Annotated in this window: 19 protein-coding genes and 3 pseudogenes; 21 read left to right on the top strand and 1 reads right to left on the bottom strand. The window is 44.4% G+C overall.

Annotated features, from left to right (window positions below; all coding sequences use genetic code 11):
• Positions 1-97: 97 nt before the first annotated feature.
• The 6 genes and pseudogenes from LIR34_RS06780 to LIR34_RS06745 all read left to right on the top strand — a co-directional run bounded on the left by LIR34_RS06780 (position 98) and on the right by LIR34_RS06745 (position 6,419).
• Positions 98-694: an MptD family putative ECF transporter S component gene (locus LIR34_RS06780; RefSeq protein WP_005601664.1), complete on the top strand. Its 597-nt coding sequence runs from the start codon at positions 98-100 to the stop codon at positions 692-694.
• Entirely contained in the window at positions 694-1,446 is a 753-nt protein-coding gene (locus LIR34_RS06775; protein ID WP_006428309.1) for an energy-coupling factor transporter transmembrane component T, read from the top strand. The genes LIR34_RS06780 and LIR34_RS06775 overlap by 1 nt, the downstream gene beginning before the upstream one ends.
• Positions 1,443-2,909, top strand: a complete 1,467-nt coding sequence (locus LIR34_RS06770; protein WP_117889139.1) for an ABC transporter ATP-binding protein — start codon at positions 1,443-1,445, stop codon at positions 2,907-2,909. Before LIR34_RS06775 ends, LIR34_RS06770 begins: the two co-directional genes overlap by 4 nt.
• A 126-nt stretch (positions 2,910-3,035) precedes the next feature.
• Positions 3,036-4,238: pseudogene (locus LIR34_RS06765) on the top strand (ABC transporter transmembrane domain-containing protein); the annotation flags it as partial.
• An 892-nt stretch (positions 4,239-5,130) separates the two neighbouring features.
• Positions 5,131-5,502, top strand: a pseudogene (locus LIR34_RS06750) (transposase); the annotation flags it as partial.
• 164 nt (positions 5,503-5,666) lie between these two features.
• Positions 5,667-6,419: a helix-turn-helix domain-containing protein gene (locus LIR34_RS06745; RefSeq protein ID WP_320442963.1), complete on the top strand. Its 753-nt coding sequence runs from the start codon at positions 5,667-5,669 to the stop codon at positions 6,417-6,419.
• Here the strand turns inward: LIR34_RS06745 and LIR34_RS06740 are convergent.
• Positions 6,392-7,729, bottom strand: coding sequence for an MATE family efflux transporter (locus LIR34_RS06740; RefSeq protein WP_173902535.1), 1,338 nt, complete (start codon positions 7,727-7,729; stop codon positions 6,392-6,394). The two genes, LIR34_RS06745 and LIR34_RS06740, sit on opposite strands and share 28 nt — an antisense overlap.
• A gap of 431 nt (positions 7,730-8,160) precedes the next feature.
• Between LIR34_RS06740 and LIR34_RS06735 the strand changes: the two genes are divergently transcribed.
• The 15 genes and pseudogenes from LIR34_RS06735 (at position 8,161) to mobQ (ending at position 16,892) form a co-directional block, all read left to right on the top strand.
• Positions 8,161-8,424 (top strand): hypothetical protein, encoded by a 264-nt coding sequence (locus tag LIR34_RS06735; protein WP_244092286.1) that lies wholly within the window; start codon positions 8,161-8,163, stop codon positions 8,422-8,424.
• 123 nt (positions 8,425-8,547) lie between these two features.
• Positions 8,548-9,075, top strand: a complete 528-nt coding sequence (locus LIR34_RS06730; protein ID WP_173902536.1) for a replication initiator protein A — start codon at positions 8,548-8,550, stop codon at positions 9,073-9,075.
• Entirely contained in the window at positions 9,075-9,890 is an 816-nt protein-coding gene (locus tag LIR34_RS06725; RefSeq protein ID WP_173902537.1) for an ATP-binding protein, read from the top strand. Before LIR34_RS06730 ends, LIR34_RS06725 begins: the two co-directional genes overlap by 1 nt.
• Positions 9,887-10,096, top strand: a complete 210-nt coding sequence (locus LIR34_RS06720) for a MerR family transcriptional regulator (protein WP_004844954.1) — start codon at positions 9,887-9,889, stop codon at positions 10,094-10,096. The genes LIR34_RS06725 and LIR34_RS06720 overlap by 4 nt, the downstream gene beginning before the upstream one ends.
• Positions 10,097-10,231: 135 nt before the next feature.
• Positions 10,232-10,889, top strand: a pseudogene (locus tag LIR34_RS06715) (site-specific integrase); the annotation flags it as partial.
• On the top strand, positions 10,869-11,249 hold the full coding sequence (locus tag LIR34_RS17950) for an AAA family ATPase (RefSeq protein WP_265107714.1): 381 nt from the start codon (positions 10,869-10,871) through the stop codon (positions 11,247-11,249). The pseudogene LIR34_RS06715 and the gene LIR34_RS17950, both read left to right, overlap by 21 nt.
• On the top strand, positions 11,221-12,099 hold the full coding sequence (locus LIR34_RS06705; protein WP_244092287.1) for a DUF6017 domain-containing protein: 879 nt from the start codon (positions 11,221-11,223) through the stop codon (positions 12,097-12,099). The genes LIR34_RS17950 and LIR34_RS06705 overlap by 29 nt, the downstream gene beginning before the upstream one ends.
• On the top strand, positions 12,096-12,482 hold the full coding sequence (locus LIR34_RS06700; RefSeq protein ID WP_005426609.1) for a DUF6050 family protein: 387 nt from the start codon (positions 12,096-12,098) through the stop codon (positions 12,480-12,482). The genes LIR34_RS06705 and LIR34_RS06700 overlap by 4 nt, the downstream gene beginning before the upstream one ends.
• Positions 12,448-12,735 carry a DUF6809 family protein gene (locus LIR34_RS06695; RefSeq protein ID WP_015541255.1) on the top strand — a complete coding sequence of 96 codons (288 nt, stop codon included), beginning with the start codon at positions 12,448-12,450 and terminating at the stop codon, positions 12,733-12,735. Before LIR34_RS06700 ends, LIR34_RS06695 begins: the two co-directional genes overlap by 35 nt.
• A 59-nt stretch (positions 12,736-12,794) precedes the next feature.
• Positions 12,795-13,016 carry a hypothetical protein gene (locus tag LIR34_RS06690; protein ID WP_173902538.1) on the top strand — a complete coding sequence of 74 codons (222 nt, stop codon included), beginning with the start codon at positions 12,795-12,797 and terminating at the stop codon, positions 13,014-13,016.
• Between the two features lie 455 nt (positions 13,017-13,471).
• Positions 13,472-13,885, top strand: a complete 414-nt coding sequence (locus LIR34_RS06685) for an RNA polymerase sigma factor (protein ID WP_014081146.1) — start codon at positions 13,472-13,474, stop codon at positions 13,883-13,885.
• Positions 13,886-13,988: 103 nt separating this feature from the next.
• On the top strand, positions 13,989-14,441 hold the full coding sequence (locus tag LIR34_RS06680; RefSeq protein WP_014081145.1) for a hypothetical protein: 453 nt from the start codon (positions 13,989-13,991) through the stop codon (positions 14,439-14,441).
• A 10-nt stretch (positions 14,442-14,451) separates the two neighbouring features.
• Positions 14,452-14,913 (top strand): RNA polymerase sigma factor, encoded by a 462-nt coding sequence (locus LIR34_RS06675; protein WP_009296689.1) that lies wholly within the window; start codon positions 14,452-14,454, stop codon positions 14,911-14,913.
• Between the two features lie 28 nt (positions 14,914-14,941).
• Positions 14,942-15,232, top strand: coding sequence for a DUF3847 domain-containing protein (locus tag LIR34_RS06670; protein WP_014081144.1), 291 nt, complete (start codon positions 14,942-14,944; stop codon positions 15,230-15,232).
• Positions 15,233-15,446: 214 nt separating this feature from the next.
• Positions 15,447-16,892 carry a MobQ family relaxase gene (gene mobQ / locus LIR34_RS06665; protein ID WP_173902539.1) on the top strand — a complete coding sequence of 482 codons (1,446 nt, stop codon included), beginning with the start codon at positions 15,447-15,449 and terminating at the stop codon, positions 16,890-16,892.
• The last annotated feature ends 25 nt before the right edge of the window (positions 16,893-16,917 follow it).

Here is a 16,917-nt window from a genome sequence, read left to right as displayed (position 1 = left end):
TGGAATCGTGGGCGCAAATTGCTATTATATGTGGTGTGGTTAGAGGAAGCTAACCACACCACATTTTCATTTTCTCAGAGATAAGGAGGATACTGGTATGAGTTCCCAGAAAAAAAGTTCCCGGCTTGAGGGAAAAGATTTAATTACTATCGGCATCTACACCGTCATCTATGTCGTGATTGTTATGCTGGTGGCGATGCTTGGCTTTATCCCCATTTTTATTCCGCTGATGGCGGTGCTTTGCCCTTTGATTGGCGGCATCCCCTATATGCTGTATGTTACAAAGGCTAAAAAATTCGGGATGACTGCAATCATGGGTTTCCTGATTGGCCTAATCATGGTGTTCTTCGGCAACGGCTATCTTACTATGGTAACTGGTCTCGTTGGCGGCCTGTTGGCCGACGTGATCCTGAAAAAGGCGGACTACAAAAGTGCAAAGAGTACAGTTCTTTCCTGCGGCGTGTTCAGCATCTGGGTGTTTGGCAACTTTGCTCCCATTTTCCTGAACCGTGAAAGCTATATGGTAATGTTGACTGAAGGATACGGCGCTGAATATGCAGCTACCCTTAATACATATATGCCTATGTGGATTGCGCCTATTCTGCTGGTTGCCTGCTTTGTGTTTGGCCTTGTCGGAGGTGTGATTGGGAAAGCCATTTGCAAAAAGCACTTCCAGCGTGCCGGTATTGCATAATGGCGCGGGAAATTCTGCTCAGCAAAAAAACAGAACAAGGGTTACGGCTCGATCCGCGTACAAAACTGTTGCTCATCTTCATCATAAGCATTTTTGTCATGGGTGGAACAGGCGGAGAAGCTATGGGGCTGATCCGCCTTGTTCTTTGTACGGTTCCGGCTATATTGCTGCTTACCTCGAAACAATGTGCAAAAGCTGTGGGCTATATTGCTGTGTTTTCTGCTTTTTATGCTGTTCAAATTTATGTTTTGCCGCACCTTACGGGAATATTGAATTTCCTCGTTCTGTTTACAACAGGATTCTTCTGTCGAATCCTTCCCAGTGTTGCGATTGCTGCCTATGCAGTGAAAACAACAACGGTCAGTGAATTGATTTCCGGCATGGAAAGAATCCATATGCCTAAAGAAGTGACGATCCCCTTAACGGTCATGTTCCGCTTCTTTCCAACTGTCTTTCAGGAGTCAGAAGCAATCAGTGACGCTATGAAAATGCGTGGGATTAAACTTGGAGGGAAAAAATCTTCAAAAATATTGGAGTATAAGCTGATCCCGATGATTACCTGCTCCGTGAAAATCGGTGAGGAACTTTCCGCTGCGGCAATTACCCGTGGCCTCGGCGCTCCTGTCAAACGCACAAACATTTGCCAGCTTAAATTCAATTTTGCCGATGTGGTGCTGATCTTGTTTTGTTGCTTTGTAGTGTTTTGGGCGATTGCTTCCCCGATAATTTCCGCAGGAGGGATTTTGCCATGATAGATTTTCAAAATGTTTCTTTTTCTTATGGTGAAGAATCCAGCGGCGGAGGGATTAGAAATGTCAATCTCACCATAAACACAGGGGAATTTGTTTTACTCACGGGAGAATCCGGCTGTGGGAAAACAACGATTACCCGTTTGGTAAACGGGCTGGTGCCTCATTATTACGAGGGAAATTTAGAGGGCGATGTCCTTCTGGACGGAAAAAGCGTATCAGATACGCCGCTTTATGACTTGGCTGCTATGGTGGGATCTGTATTCCAGAATCCCAAAAGTCAGTTTTTCAACGTGGATACGGATAGTGAATTAGCCTTTGCCTGTGAAAATTTAGGCTATCCTCAGGAGGATATCCTGAAAAGGATTGACCGGACAGTTTCCGATTATCATATTGAAGATTTGATGGGGCGAAGCGTGTTTGCTCTGTCCGGGGGCGAAAAGCAAAAAATAGCCTGTGCTTCATCAAGTGTATTGCTGCCGGGAATTATGGTCCTGGACGAACCATCTTCTAATTTGGATATGGCTGCTATTGATGACCTGCGGCAGGTCCTGAGCCTCTGGAAAAAGCAGGGCAAAACAATTCTGATCGCAGAACACCGCCTTTACTACCTTCACGATCTTGCAGATCGTGTGCTGTATGTAAAAGATGGGGAGATTGAACGGGAATACACGCCTGCTGAATTTGACAGCTTATCGGATGGCACTCGAAAAGAAATGGGGCTGCGTCCGTTTTCTCTCTCGAAGTTGAAGCCTGCGAATCAGTATCAGGCGCATACAGCTAAACAGATGGAATTTCAAAATTTCTGCTTTGCGTATAAAAAGCGGGAACCGGAAAGCCTCCATATTCCGAGTGCAGAACTGCCTGTTGGAGAAACGATTGCCATTATCGGTCTGAATGGCGCTGGAAAATCTACTCTGGCCCGCTGTATTTGCGGACTGGAAAAGAAGTGTGGCCTTTTGCAGGTTGACGGGAAAACCCTTGATTGGAAAGCCCGGCTCAAACATTGCTACATGGTAATGCAGGATACCAGCCATCAGCTATTTACCGAAAGCGTGACGGATGAAGTGCTTCTGAGCATTGACAACGAGGATGAAACTGTTGTGGATAAAATCCTTAAACAGTTTGATCTGCTGGAATATAAAGACAGGCACCCGCTTTCTCTTTCCGGCGGGCAAAAACAGCGGGTAGCGATCGCGTCTGCCATTGTGAGTGACCGGGAGATCATTGTGTTTGACGAACCAACCAGCGGGCTTGATCTCAAACATATGCGGGAAGTTGCGCGGAGTTTGAAGTCACTCGCGGATCAGGGCAAAACGCTTCTTGTTATTACGCATGATCCGGAGTTGGTGATGGCGGGATGTTCGTATGTAGTCCATATGGAAAAAGGGCAAATAAAAGAAAGCTATCCATTGGACGAATCCGGCAGTAAAAAGGTTTTGGATTTTTTCCGAATCCGCCAGTGAATTTTAGAAATTATGAATGTCAGGGCCGCCTTGACTGGACAGAAAGATAATGATAAGAGGCCGCTTTACTTTGGCGGCCTCTTGTTTTTGAAGCACAGACAGTACGGCTCAATATAAGGAGGGCTTATGTTCAAAAAAATCTTTGAGTACGCAGGGCCATATAAGAAAAATATGTATGTGGCCACGGTTGTCGTACTGGTCAGCGTTCTTATGGGCGTCCTGCCTTTTGTGCTGGCCTATCAGGTCATTTCGCCATTGGTTATGGGCGATTCTGTTGAAACAGAATTTGTTTTATTGCGTGTTATAGGGGTTTTGATCTGTCTTGTTTTGCAGGCGTTTTTTTATGGATGGGGATTATCAATTTCTCATAAAGCAGCATATAACACATTGTTCCGGCTGCGGGTATCTCTGCAAAAGAAGTTTGAGAAACTTCCCCTTGGCATTGTGGAGGAAAAAGGGACAGGGACAATCAAAAAGCTGTTTGTCGATGATGTGGACAGCTTGGAATTGCTCCTTGCTCATTCAGTCCCGGAGGGTATCGCAAATTTACTGATCCCGCTGGTGATTTATGTTGCTATGTTTTGTGCGGACTGGAAACTGGCTCTTATGTCTTTGGCCTCTATCCCGATCAGCCTGCTCTCCATGGTCATTATGTACTCTGTTGGAATGAAGCGCATGGGTCCCTACTATCAGTCTGCACAGAAAATGAACAACACGATCATTGAGTACATCAATGGTATGGAGGTTGTCAAGGTTTTCAACCGGGAGAGTGAATCTTACGAGAACTTCCGCAAGGATGTAACGAACTATCGGGATTATACCTTGGCATGGTATAAGGCCGCCTGGCCCTGGATGGCGATATACGGAAGTCTGCTGCCCTGCACTGTTATTCTGACTTTGCCTCTTGGGGCATGGTTTGTTCTCTGTGGCATAAGCACTTTACCTGATTTGATTTTAGTCCTCTGCCTTTCCCTCAGCATTGGGATTCCTCTCCTGAAAGCACTGGGCTTTATGGAAACGATTCCAAATCTGAATTATAAGATCACGGCACTTGAACAGATGTTAAATGCGGCACCGCTGCAAGCTGCTGAGGATGATTTCCACGGACAGGATTTTAACATTTCTTACGATCATGTTTCCTTTGCGTATCAGACGACACAGCCTGGCCCAGATGGGAAACCGATAATAGCGGAAAACGAAGTCCTCCACGATATTACCCTTGTGGCAAAAGCAGGACAAAAAACTGCCCTGGTTGGTGAATCCGGTTCTGGTAAGAGCACCCTTGCAAAACTGTTGATCCACTACTATGACCCGCAGAAAGGGAGAGTCCTGAAATCGATATAAGTAAAATAAGCCTTATCCGGTCTGACCCAGAACATAGAAAGAAGCGCCAGGATCACTGCAATTGACAAAACGGTTTCTTTCCTGAAAAAAACATATAATTTTTGTAACATAATTTTCCTTTCCGGTCTGATACGACCGCGTATAAGTATATCACAGAAACATCCAGAAAAAAAGAATATCATTTTGTATTGTAGATTGGAAAATTAATGCCGCAAAATATGGATTAAGGCTTATTACCTTTGAGACGGGGCATTACGATATGTGCGGATATTTTAAGGACAACGAAACAAAAAAAGTATGCATATTTTTCATTCCATGAATGCAGGAACCACCCCATAGATTTCGACATGATGAACTCTAAGGGATTTCTCGTCCGTTCTGCAAAAGGATTGAACGATTGCACTGGAGGATACAACAACTTTACGGACTTGAAGGGATTTTTCCAACTGGTAAAGCAGATTACTTCCAGTGAAAGAGATATAATGGCGAACGATACTCCGTACAAAAACTAACATTTCATTTGTTCATATCGTATCTTTTGTATATGTCAGGCAGTCAAAGGACTGTACTTATACAAAAAGGAGAAAAAAATGAACAGAGGAAATAAGGCAGAATGCCCAGAAAATGAGAAGTGGCAGAAATTTAAGAAAGAATTCTGGGGAGAGAAACTGCTTGCCACTACAGAGTGGGGAATGATTGATTTTGAACCACAGGGAAAAGACGACATGGTCGGAGGAGATACTCTGTCTTATGACGAGTATCTGGATCTACAGATGCAGTCTGGAAAAAAAGTAAGAACATACTTTGAGATATGCTATTACGATGCTGATTTTTTTTCCTTTAAAGGAAGAATTAAGCGTATTAACACGAAGAAACAAAAGCTGATACAGAAGATCTTGCACTCACAGCCTTGGAAGATCTGGAAGAAAAATGGGGCAAAAAATACCCTGCTTCCATTAGATCCTGGAGAAATAACTGGACACAATTATCCACATATTTTAAATATCCATCTGAGATACGTAAATTAATATACACTACAAATTCCATCGAAAATTTTAACCGCCAGCTACGCAAGGTTACGAAATCCAAGACTATTTTTCCGACCGATGATGCACTTTTCAAGATGCTCTATCTGGCAATGATGGATGCTACAAAAAAATGGACCGGAAAGGCTTGGGACTGGGGTCTGACACTGGATCAGTTATGCATCTATTTTGGGGATCGGATCCAGCCAGAGGATATCGATTAAGCACAGATTCAATCGCATATCAAGGGTAAATAAACGCCCGATTTTCTCGGGCGCCCTTGACATGCAATAGAATCCATGCTACTAAATAAACAACAGGCTGAACAGCAAAGTATGCCATTCAGCCCATTACATTATATTTTTGTATTCTATAAACCTATGATTTTATCATCAATCTGAGAGGTTTACACAGAATAATTTACACTACCCAGACCATCTCTGCCAAACCGGGAGACATCTTTCTGATCCAGCCCAACGTCCTTCATGCTATCATGTCGGATGAGCACAGCTCTTTTTTTTATGATACCATTGTTTTTCATCAGAATATGCTGGTGGGAAGTTACGATGACCGTTGTTATACAGATATTCTGCTGCCGATCTTTTCTTCCAGACGAAGAGTTCTGGTCCCTGTATCTCAGGAACCCCCGGGGGATCATGAACTCCATGATTCGGTCCGGACTATTATGCAGTGTGCACACAAAAATCTTGCAACGTCTGATCTGTTACTGAAAAGCGAACTGCTTCGCTTATTTTATCTGCTGGCATCGACACCGGGACTCTGCACCGAACACACGTTTTCGACAGAATCCCGGATGACCGAAACACTTCGGCCTGTTCTCACTTATATACAGAAACATCATTCTGAATCTGTCACCATAGAGCAGCTGGCAAAGATCGCTCATATGAGCAGCAGTTACTTTATGAGCTGTTTCAAACAGAATTTCGGTCTCGGAGCCATTGAATATCTGAATCAGGTACGTATCCGATCAGCATGCGACCTTCTGCGCAATACGGATCGCAGTATCTCCGACATTGCTTTCGATACCGGATTTCATAACCTTTCAAGTTTCAATCGACAGTTTCGCACCAAGGTAGGATGTTCTCCTCAGACTTACCGAAAAGAATCCGTTCTTTCCTGATAGATCCAGTAAGTGATCATCAACATGATCCAGGCGCCGATCCAGGCAGATACTTCTGCCAGAGCAACACCACGAAAAGCCAGATATGGAGTCAGCAGCTTTACCATGACCACTCGAAGAGACACTTCCAGGACTCCTGAAAGCATCGGAACAAACGTATGTCCCATGCCCTGACACCCGTTGCGGAACACAAACAGCCATCCCAGAGGAAACAGACAGATGCCTGTAAGCGCCAGAAAATCTCTTGTGTAAGAAATAATCGACGCATCATTCAACATGAAAGAAGTCAGAAACTCAGGAATACACAGCAACATCAAAGCCAGTGGAATATTTATCAGGATCGTCAGGATAACTCCTTCCCGGATACCGGTACGTATCCGCTCCTTTTTTCCGGCACCATAATTCTGTCCCACAAAAGTAAGAAGTGCCAGGCCCACTGTATTTGCCGGCTGTTCAAAAAGACTGAGGATCTTGGTGCATGCCGCATAGGCAGCCACATAGCTTGTTCCCATATTGTTGACAAATGTCTGCAATACCATTCCACCCACTGCAGTGACAGAATTCATAACGGCAACAGGCAGACCTTTCAATGTCAGTCTTTTGATGATTACACTCTGTGGTTTCCAGTCCGTTTTTTTCGGGATCAGATTTTTTTCCCTTCCTATGTAGTAACAGCAGTAAAGCGCAGACAGAACCTGTGCCAGAACAGTGGCTAACGCTGCGCCAAAAACACCCATATGCAGCGGAAAAACGAATAACAGATCCATCAGAACATTAGCAATGGCGGAAATTATCATTGCAACCAGAGGCATCCGGCTGTTTCCGACGGAACGCAGAAGTGTCATGGCAAAATTATTAAAAATTGTAATGGTGGTTCCCGCAAGAATTGTTCCGAAATATTGCAGTGTTTCCGTCATCAGATCTTCCGGTGTATGGAGAAATGTAAATAATTGCCGCATGAAGGTCAGACTTACCACTGTGATCACAATCCCAATAGCCAGACAGATCCAGACAGACATTGCCAGCTCCTTACGAAGTTTTTCATAATTGCCACTTCCAAAAGACTGAGAAATACAGATTCCCAATCCTCCTGTCAGCCCAATTGCGAAACCAATGATCAGAAAATGTACGGAACCGGTATTTCCGACTGCTGCAAGTGCCGTATCGCCAATTCCTTTTCCCACCACCATAGAGTCTGCAAAGCTGTATAACTGCTGAAACAGATTTCCTGCCAGGATCGGCAGAAAAAACTGTACCAGTAAACGCATGCAGTTTCCCTGCGTCATATCATTTGTCGTGTTCTTACCCATTATGTTACCTCCTGATGTCTAAACGGTACTCTCCAAATACTGTCTGCTTTTAGCCAGTATTTTACTACTGAAATGATACTTTTTCTATGACATTACTATGCTGAAATATTAGCAGAAAGTTTCTTGTTTAAATTTTTTATGATGTTTTCAGAGTTATCTTTTGAATAATATCTCATTTTTGCTGCCGATAAATAGTCCATAATAATACCTCCTCTTCAAAATTAATTCTATCATAAAATGACATATAAATCTAATAAAGATATGCTTAAAAGACAAGAGTTCATAATGATTAGTGAACATCATAATATTTTTAGAGTAGTATCCAAATATCACAAACCGATTTGATGAGGAGAAAATACCAGAGCAAGATCCACCCGTGTATTACAGTATTGTCATTTTGACAATTTTGTATTACTTACGAGTAGCAGACCTTGATTGGGATTACGTCCCCATACCCACGTGAAAATATAATTGCTGGCAATTATATTTTAGCAGATATGCAGGCATATCTGGATAAGCGTCACAGACAACAAAATAAGGAAATTTTGATAAGGCATTCACCTGGAATAGGTGAGTGTTTTTTGTTTTTAAGTATTCAATTAACCGAAAAAATAAAAAAATTTTCCTCAGGGGGCTGTAAAAATGCCTCTCAGCGTTTCGTATTAATGAAAGGGTATTTTTTGCAGGAAAAATAAAAAATTTTCATCAAGAGCCTGTATTTATGCCCTTCATCTTTTGAATATGTGTAAGGACATTTTTTGAGCCGGCATAAAAATGATTTTTACAACAGTTAGAAACAGAAACGAGGCGAGAAAAGAATGAAATATGAATACATGAAGGAGTCAGAGCAGATGCTTCAGTACTTCCAGTTTCCGAAGTTTTTGCTAAAACTGCGAATTTCTCAAACTGCAAAATTCCTTTATATGATTTTGTATGACCGGGCACGGATATCGAGAATGAATAGTTGGATAGACAAGTATGGAAATGCTTATCTGATTTTTCCGATAGAGGAATTGTCTGCTCAAATCGGCAAATGTAAATCTTCTGTAAAAACAGCATTGAAGGAATTAGATGATGTGGGACTATTGGTTCTCAGATCTGGTGGTTTTTCAAAACCCAATCATTTATATGTAAAAATTCCATCTGATGAGATAGGTTTACAGCCGGTTGACGATAAGGCGGTTGAAAAGATGGTTGCAACAGAGTCGGAAAAGCAACCTTCATCTGGTCGTAAAAATGGCTGTGCAGGAGTCGGAAATGTGGCACCTAGTAAAGTAACTGAGAAATATAAAAGAAATAAATATCATGAAGTAAATTATTACTATGGAGAAGGAGAGAGTTTGTGATGAGAGAAGAAGATACCGTATGTGTAGGCAGTGATGGTTTGCAATACTGCAAAGTCTGTGGGGAAGCGAAAGAAGCTTTTTTCCCCGAGGGTGGCTTTATGGGGATGAAGAAACATTCCAGGCAATGTGCCTGTGACAGAAAAGCATATGAAGAAGAACAAAAATATTTTAAAGACAAAGAACACCGAGAATTAGTCAGTAGAAATACGAGCATCTGTTTTGACGAGAGCAGAATGGAAGAGTGGACATTTGAAAATGCGGATATGTCAGATGCTGTAATGCATAAGGCTAAAAGCTATGTTGATAACTGGGATGAAATGAAAAGAAACCATATAGGCTGTTTGTTCTGGGGACCGGTTGGTACCGGGAAAAGTTATATTGCCGGGTGTATTGCCAATGAACTTCTAAAGCAGGAAGTGACAGTAAAGATGACAAATTTCAATACCATTATCGATGATATATTTCCACTGGCAGACAAAACGGAATATATCAATGCATTGGCTTCATATCAGCTTTTGATTATTGATGATCTTGGTGTGGAACGAAATTCAGAATATGCGTTAGAAATTATTTTTAGCGTCATAGACCGCAGGATCCGTTCAGGACGACCTTTGATCATCACAACGAATCTTCCACTGAAAGAAATAAAAAGCGAGACCATGTTGGATAAAAGGCGTATCTATGACCGTATTTTAGAAATGTGTACGCCTATGTATGTTGGAGGCACAAGCAAACGAGAAGTGATTGCAAGTATGAAAATGAAGAAAGCGAAAACGCTGTTGAATACAAACAGAGGGGAGGAGGAATGCGAATGAATCATACAGAAAAAACAATACCTGTTTGGAAGAAATATTCTTTAAATGTTTCCGAAGCAGCAGAATATTACGGAATTGGAGAAAAGAGATTGAGACAAATCGCAGGTGAAAATGAGGGAGCGGATTTCATTTTGGAAGTAGGTTCTCATATTCGATTCAAAAGGAAATTGTTTGAAGATTATCTGGATACAGCCAGCACAGTTTAAGTGACAGAATAGAAGAAATAGTAATGAAAATAATGTTCATTTTATCTTAGCGAAGGAAAGGTCTTGTGGTATAATGAATAAACCGAGACGGTCTTCCAAGTTAAATGAACATTTGATGAAGGAGACTAAAATATTATGAGTGAAAAAAGGAGAGATCATAGAGGACGTATATTACACAATGGAGAAATACAGTTATCTGATGGCAGATATCGATTTAAGTATGTCGATGAGATGGGAAAGGAGCGCTGCGTATATAGCTGGCGCTTAGACCATAACGATGCAACTCCGAAAGGAAAGCGCCGTACTTTGTCGCTTCGGGAGATGGAGAAGAAAATCCAGGCGGACCATTTTGAGCAGATTGCAACAAATGGCGGAAATATGACGGTACTGGAACTGGTTGAAAAATATACATCAACAAAAACCGGTGTCAGACCTACTACAGTTGCAGGATACGGAACAGTTATCAATTTATTGAAGAAAGATACCTATGACTGCAGATGTAGAGGAATGTTTTCGGAAAATAATAGAAAAACGAAACCCGCCCAAAGCAGAGCCTATGGTAGAGGGAAAAAGTGGATTTTTATACTTTGATAAAAATGGAAGTATCTGTTATTCTCTGCACTGGGAGCATTACTTTCAACATATCATTCAGAAATATAATAATACTTACAAAGCGCAGATGACTGTTATCACACCACATGTATGTCGGCACACCTATTGCTCAAACATGGCAAAATCCGGAATAAATCCAAAAGCATTGCAATATTTGATAGTGCACTCAGACATCAGCGTAGAATTTGATCCCAGGGAAGCAATTTTACACCATGAGGAAGGAATAGATGTAATTCCATCTAATAAACTTCTTTCAGGAATGGACATGTCATTATTTACGGTAGAGGACAGAGAAAAAGTCTTAAAAGAATATCTGGAACTTTTGGAAAATGATTATGACTATATCCTGATTGATTGTATGCCCTCGTTGGGAATGATGACAATTAATGCGTTAAGTGCAGCTGATAGCGTTTTGATTCCGGTGCAGCCTCAATACTATGCGGCAGATGGTCTCATGGAATTACTGAAAGTTGTGAAAGGCATTCATCAGAGATTTAATCCTGATTTACAGATTGAAGGTTTATATTATTTTTACTGTTGAACAGGTTATTCAGTATATGAATTGTGGAAGAGATAAAGCAATGAAAACGCTTGCAGAACTGGATACCAAAAAGGGAATCGGATTAATTGAAAGAGTCAAACAAGGATTTGGTAAACCGGATATTATTTATGTAAAGAACTTTATTTTAAGGACATCAAAAGATGTTAAAAACAATGATGAATCCGAAGAGAGTATTCAACAAAATCGAGAGGTCGAAGAAGTCGACTTATCGGAGTCGGAAAAATCGACTTATCGTGGTCGGAAAAATCGACTTCAAGGGGTCGGAAAAACCGACTTCAAGAGGTCGGAAAATACGACTTATCGTGGTCGAAAAATCAGAACTACAGAAGTCGGAAAAACCGACCCTAATAATACTAATTATAATTATACTGATATTAGTAATACTGACAGAAGTAATACTGATCTTATCAATCTTTCAGATTCTTCCGAACAGCAGTCAATGGATTTGATGGAAGAGATGGAGTTATTCCAGATGAATACTGCACTTGTAAAAAGAAATATTGAATATGACTGTCTTGTACAACGATGCAGACTGGGGGAACAGCAACAGTTGGATGAAATTGTGGCACTAATTGTGGAAACAATCAGCATAGAACGGGAGAATATTACGATCAGTGGAGTGAAATACCCATATCAGTTCGTAAAAAGCAGATTATTGTTGCTGGAAGAAAGCCACATAGAGTATGTACTTGACTGTCTGCATGAGAATACCAGGGAAGTAAAGAACATAAAAGCGTACTTGCTTACCTGTCTTATGAATTCAATAACGACAATAGGCAATTATTACCAGGCAAAAGTAAATCATGATATGTACGGAGGTGGCATATGAGAGGAAAAGAAATTATAACAAAATTGATAATTCCTGGTGCAATAGCTATGATTATCTGCTTAATTGTTCACCCTATGTGCATGAATGGTGAAATATTAGACTGGAGAAAATTATTGCTTTTTGTGGGAATACCTTTCGGAATCCAGAAAATGTTTTTGTTGGTCGTTCCAAGAAATGTGGGGACAGGGGAAATGCTTGGTTTGGTGGTACTTAAACTGATGGTAGGAAGTTTGATTGGAATAGGGGTTCTTGCCTGGAGATTATTAGCTGTAGCAGGCATTTTGCTAAAAAACGGCATTTCTGGAATTATATGGATCATAAAAAGACTGAAAGAAATGGTGATCAAAAATGAGCGAAAAGCAACTGGAAAAATTGTATTATAGCATTTATCCAATGAATCAATGTGAGACACAAAGTAAAAGTTATGAAGAGACAAAGGAACTGTGTGAAACATTAGAAAAGGAAATGATAAGTCTAATGAGTCCGGATCTGCAGGCAATGTTTGAGGATTACAAGGAATATACTTTAAATCTTAAACAAACAGAACAGAGAGACGCTTACATAGATGGATTAGCGTTTGGGATTCGCACAATTTCGGAAGCCTTTTTACATGAGAACAAAAATAGAATATGGTGATTGAAAAAGCAGTCTGTCAAGGCTGCTTTTTCTGTACCGCTTACATAGGAGAATGAGATGTGATTGATTTGATAATTATTATTATGGCAGGAATAGTGCTTTTGTTTTTGCTGTCTTGTTGCTTTATGGTTGCAAGGCTATTGGATGAGGAAATATCTATGTATGGATATGAAGGAAAAGAAAACTGGGAAAGGGAACAACTTCCCGACAAATTGTCGAGAAGTTCAACAGATAATTTTATGATTACGATTGATTTTTCGCCCTTACTCATAAAAAAATAATCTGCCGGACGACGGCAAAAGAAAAAAAGCCGTCGTAAAGCAGATCTATTAACGCGCCTATGCTATCTTCCGGCGGCTTTGAAAAAACAGAGCCGCCGTTTCTTTTTGCGAAAAGCAGAAACCCGACGACCTAACACCGTGTAAATCCACGGCGGCATATAGGAGGATTGCCGCCGTGTCTATGCTTGCCTTTTTTCACAGTACCCATGACCTGCACCAGCTAAAAAAAGTCTGTTCCCAGCAGCGGAGCAATGCGGTCAGAAGTATGCACTATACCATGTAACTAAACAGCAAAATATACTCTATTACGCTCGTATGGCTTTATGCCGTCCGGGCGCTTTTTTGTCCCTGTGGAGCCGGAACATCGGGTCAGCATGGCTCGAACTTTATCCCCGGTGCCGCTCCCCGCCGCCCCATTCAGATTTACCCAAAAAATCTGAATGGAGGAAAGGCAGATGGAAGTTACCATCAATTATAACGGACAAGCTGTGGCCGTGGAGGTTACGCTGGAAGTCTATGAATTTCTTGACCGGGCCGATCATAAAACGGAGAACCTGTTCCATGAACAGCGGCGGCATTGGGATGGCCGGGAGTTTGACGAGTACATCATTACCACCGAGGGCGTAGGGGGCTACGGCGAAACGCCGGAGGAATACCTTTGCCGCATGGAAACGCTGCATGAGCTGATGGCTGTTCTGGACACCTGTACCGAGGCCCAGCGCCGCCGGTTCCTGCTCTATGCGCTTGACGGGCTGAGCCTTGCAGAGATCGGTGTGCTGTGCGGCTGCTCCAAAGTGGCTGTTTATCAAAGTGTGGAAGCGGTCAGAAAAAAATTTATAAATTTCTTTGAGAACAGGCTTAACGAATGACCTGTTTTCTGGCTACCAAGTGAAAGGGATCATTTCCCTTATCTCAGCGAGGGGCGGACAGCGGACGAGCTGCCCGCCTCTCCAATTTTCAGGAGGTAAGCCTATGAAAACAATCAATCTGCGGTGGATGTATCCCCACTACCGGCATGACGAGTTTGTGGATGTTACGGACAAGGTATGGGCAGCGATGTATCAGGCCCAGCGGGAGATGGAGAACTATGAGCGTCGGAAAGTCTACCACCGCGCCTACTACTCTCTGGACGCATACAGCTGGCTGGAAAATTACGCACTGGAACACAGCAGATCGCCGGAAGATATTTTGCTGGAACGAGAAGAAATGACCACCCGCCTGCACCTGATTGCAGCTCTGCCTGCGGCTCTGGCTCATGCCACTCCGACACAGGCCCGCCGTGTTCACGCCTACTACATTGCCGGTATCAAGCAGCCGGAAATCGCCCGGAGAGAGGGTATCCATAGCAGTAAGGTCAGCGTTGCCATCCACCGGGGGCTGCGGAATATGCGCCGCTGCTATGATGACCTTTTTCAAACAGAGTGAGGGCGTGCCTATGCAGACCATCAATCTCAAACAATATTATCCATTTTGCAAAGAGGACATTTTTGTGGAGGTGTCCGATGAGATCGTCGAAGCATTTCTTCTGGATAAGAGGGCCGAGGCCGCCAGAGATCGCAAGATGTTCCGGTATAAGGCGTTTTATTCCCTTGATTGTAACGATGGAATCGAAAATGCCGCCATCGGCTGGGCGCAGCCATCGCCGGAGGACTACCTGATAGAAAAAGAAGAATTAGCCGAATACGAAGAACTGATACGGCGATTGTACGAAGCCATTTCTTCCCTGCCGCCTATGCAGGCTCGCCGTGTCCACGCCCGCTATATGCTGGGTATGAAAGTGAAAGATATTGCCGCAATGGAGGGTATCACACCATCACAGGCGGGAAAATCCATCCACGCTGCACTGCGGAGGCTGCGCCGGTACTTTGCGCGTCAGAAATGGACGGTCAATCTATGAGTATTTCCAAAGAAAAGAGGTGCCTGACATGAACGAAAAAATTACAGCCCACCCCCAAAAAGAAGAACGGGAGAAAGTCCTGAAGGAGATCCGGCAGCTTGAAAACCGCAAGAAGATTTTAGAGAACAAGCAGCGGAATGAAGAACGCAGGGGTCGTACCCGCCGCCTGATTGAGCGCGGAGCCGTTTTGGAGGGGATTTTCCCGCTGGCTCCCGACCTTTCCGGCGCGGAGGTCAAAACATTTCTGATTGCCCTGTCCCATCTTCCGGGGGCTGCGGAATTGACTGCAAACCTGCCAAAATCCGGGGACACGCCATAAGTCCCTTGTTTACAAGGGCACGCCATAAGTCCCTTGTTTACAAGGGCGCACTTATACACCGTCGCCGGTGCTGTGCGCCCTGCCGGGGGCGTTGCGTACTTCGTCCGCGATGGGAAGCTACGCTCCCCAAACCCCTTGTGCGCTCTGCGCAGCCAAACACCCGCTTTGCGTTTGTCCGGCTCCACAGAGCCTGTTATCCACTCACTGAAAGGAGGTGTTCCCCATAGATTTCTGTCATATCCCCGTCAGTATCATCAAGCGCAGCGAGGGCCGTTCCGCTGTTGCCGCAGCCGCCTACCGCAGCGGAACAAAGCTGACGAATGAATGGGACGGCCTTACCCACGATTACACCCGCAAGGGCGGCGTTGTCCATGTGGAGATCATGCTGCCCGCCCACGCCCCGCCGGAATTTGCAGACCGCTCCACCCTTTGGAACAGTGTGGAGCAGATCGAGAAAGCCAGGGACAGCCAGCTTGCCCGCGAGATCGAGGCGGCTTTGCCCCGCGAACTGTCCAGGGAACAGCAGCTTGCCCTTGTGCGTGCCTATGTGAAGGACAACTTTGTGGACAAGGGGATGTGCGCTGATTTTTCCATCCATGACAAGGGAACCGGCAACCCCCATGTCCATATCATGCTGACCGTCCGGCCCTTAAAAGAAAACGGCGCATGGGGCGCGAAGTGCCGCAAGGCATACGACCTGGACGAAAACGGCCAGCGCATCCCGGACGAGAGAGGCGGCTGGAAGAACCACCGGGAGGACACCACTGACTGGAACGACAAAGGGAATGTGGAGATTTGGCGAGCAGCATGGGCGGCTTATATCAACCGGGCATTGGAGGCGGCCGGTCAGCCTGCCTTGGTAGACCACCGCAGCTACAAGCGACAGGGCATTGATAAAATCCCCTCTGTCCACCTGGGGCCAGCGGCCAGCCAGATGGAGAAGCGCGGCATCCGCACCGACAAGGGGGAAGTCAACCGGCAGATCGCCGCCGACAACAAGCTGCTGAAAGAAATCAAGGCCCGCATTACCCGCCTCTACAACTGGTCGAAGGCCGAGGCCGAGAAGCCGGAGGGCCAGCAGCCCAGCATGATTGACTTGTGGGAGGCCCAGCAGCAGCTCAAGCGGCCCGACACCCGCACCGGCAAAATCCGGGCTTTACAGGAGAGCGCCGCCCTGTTCAGCTTTTTGCAGGCAAACGGCATCCAATGCATGCAGCAGCTCCATGAAAAAATCGCAGATATGAACACCCGTTACTATGACCTGCGGCGAGAGATCGTCAAGGCTGAGCGCCGGATCGCTGTCCTCACCGAGCGCGGGGAGATGTGGGCGCAGTACAACGAGTATAAGACTGTCCACAAGCAGCTTGCCAGGGTAAAGCCGGAGAAGCGGGAACTGTTCGAGCAGCGCCACAGCCGGGAACTGACCCTGTATGATGCAGCAGCCCGGTATCTGAAAGAACTGAAAGACAGCGGCGAGGGGATAACCCCGAAGGCATGGCAGCGGGAGATCGACCAGCTGACTGCCGGAAAGCAGACGGATACGCTTGCCATGAAATCCATGAGGGAGGATTTGAAATCAGTGGAACGGCTCCGCAAAACCGCCGAGCAGCTGTCCCGACAGGAAAGGGACAAGTCTCACGACCGTGGGCTGGAGCGGTAAAGGCTACCGCGTTTTGGCGTACCCC

It is taken from the genome of Blautia sp. MSK17_66 (assembly GCF_020538025.1).
GTDB lineage: Bacteria > Bacillota > Clostridia > Lachnospirales > Lachnospiraceae > Blautia_A.
The sequence above is the reverse complement of the archived record's forward strand: the minus strand, read 5'-3'. Positions and strand labels throughout refer to the sequence as shown.

Bases quoted from the DNA above. Each gene is read 5' to 3' on its own strand.
- LIR34_RS06695 (WP_015541255.1), top strand. From the start codon at position 12,448: ATGAGCGAAAAGCAACTGGAAAAATTGTATTATAGCATTTATCCAATG.
- LIR34_RS06685 (WP_014081146.1), top strand. From the start codon at position 13,472: ATGGAAGTTACCATCAATTATAACGGACAAGCTGTGGCCGTGGAGGTT.
- LIR34_RS06680 (WP_014081145.1), top strand. From the start codon at position 13,989: ATGAAAACAATCAATCTGCGGTGGATGTATCCCCACTACCGGCATGAC.
- LIR34_RS06700 (WP_005426609.1), top strand. From the start codon at position 12,096: ATGAGAGGAAAAGAAATTATAACAAAATTGATAATTCCTGGTGCAATA.
- LIR34_RS06675 (WP_009296689.1), top strand. From the start codon at position 14,452: ATGCAGACCATCAATCTCAAACAATATTATCCATTTTGCAAAGAGGAC.
- LIR34_RS06740 (WP_173902535.1), bottom strand. From the start codon at position 7,729: ATGGGTAAGAACACGACAAATGATATGACGCAGGGAAACTGCATGCGT.
- LIR34_RS06780 (WP_005601664.1), top strand. From the start codon at position 98: ATGAGTTCCCAGAAAAAAAGTTCCCGGCTTGAGGGAAAAGATTTAATT.
- LIR34_RS06775 (WP_006428309.1), top strand. From the start codon at position 694: ATGGCGCGGGAAATTCTGCTCAGCAAAAAAACAGAACAAGGGTTACGG.
- LIR34_RS06720 (WP_004844954.1), top strand. From the start codon at position 9,887: ATGAATCATACAGAAAAAACAATACCTGTTTGGAAGAAATATTCTTTA.
- LIR34_RS06670 (WP_014081144.1), top strand. From the start codon at position 14,942: ATGAACGAAAAAATTACAGCCCACCCCCAAAAAGAAGAACGGGAGAAA.
- LIR34_RS06725 (WP_173902537.1), top strand. From the start codon at position 9,075: ATGAGAGAAGAAGATACCGTATGTGTAGGCAGTGATGGTTTGCAATAC.
- LIR34_RS06730 (WP_173902536.1), top strand. From the start codon at position 8,548: ATGAAATATGAATACATGAAGGAGTCAGAGCAGATGCTTCAGTACTTC.
- LIR34_RS06770 (WP_117889139.1), top strand. From the start codon at position 1,443: ATGATAGATTTTCAAAATGTTTCTTTTTCTTATGGTGAAGAATCCAGC.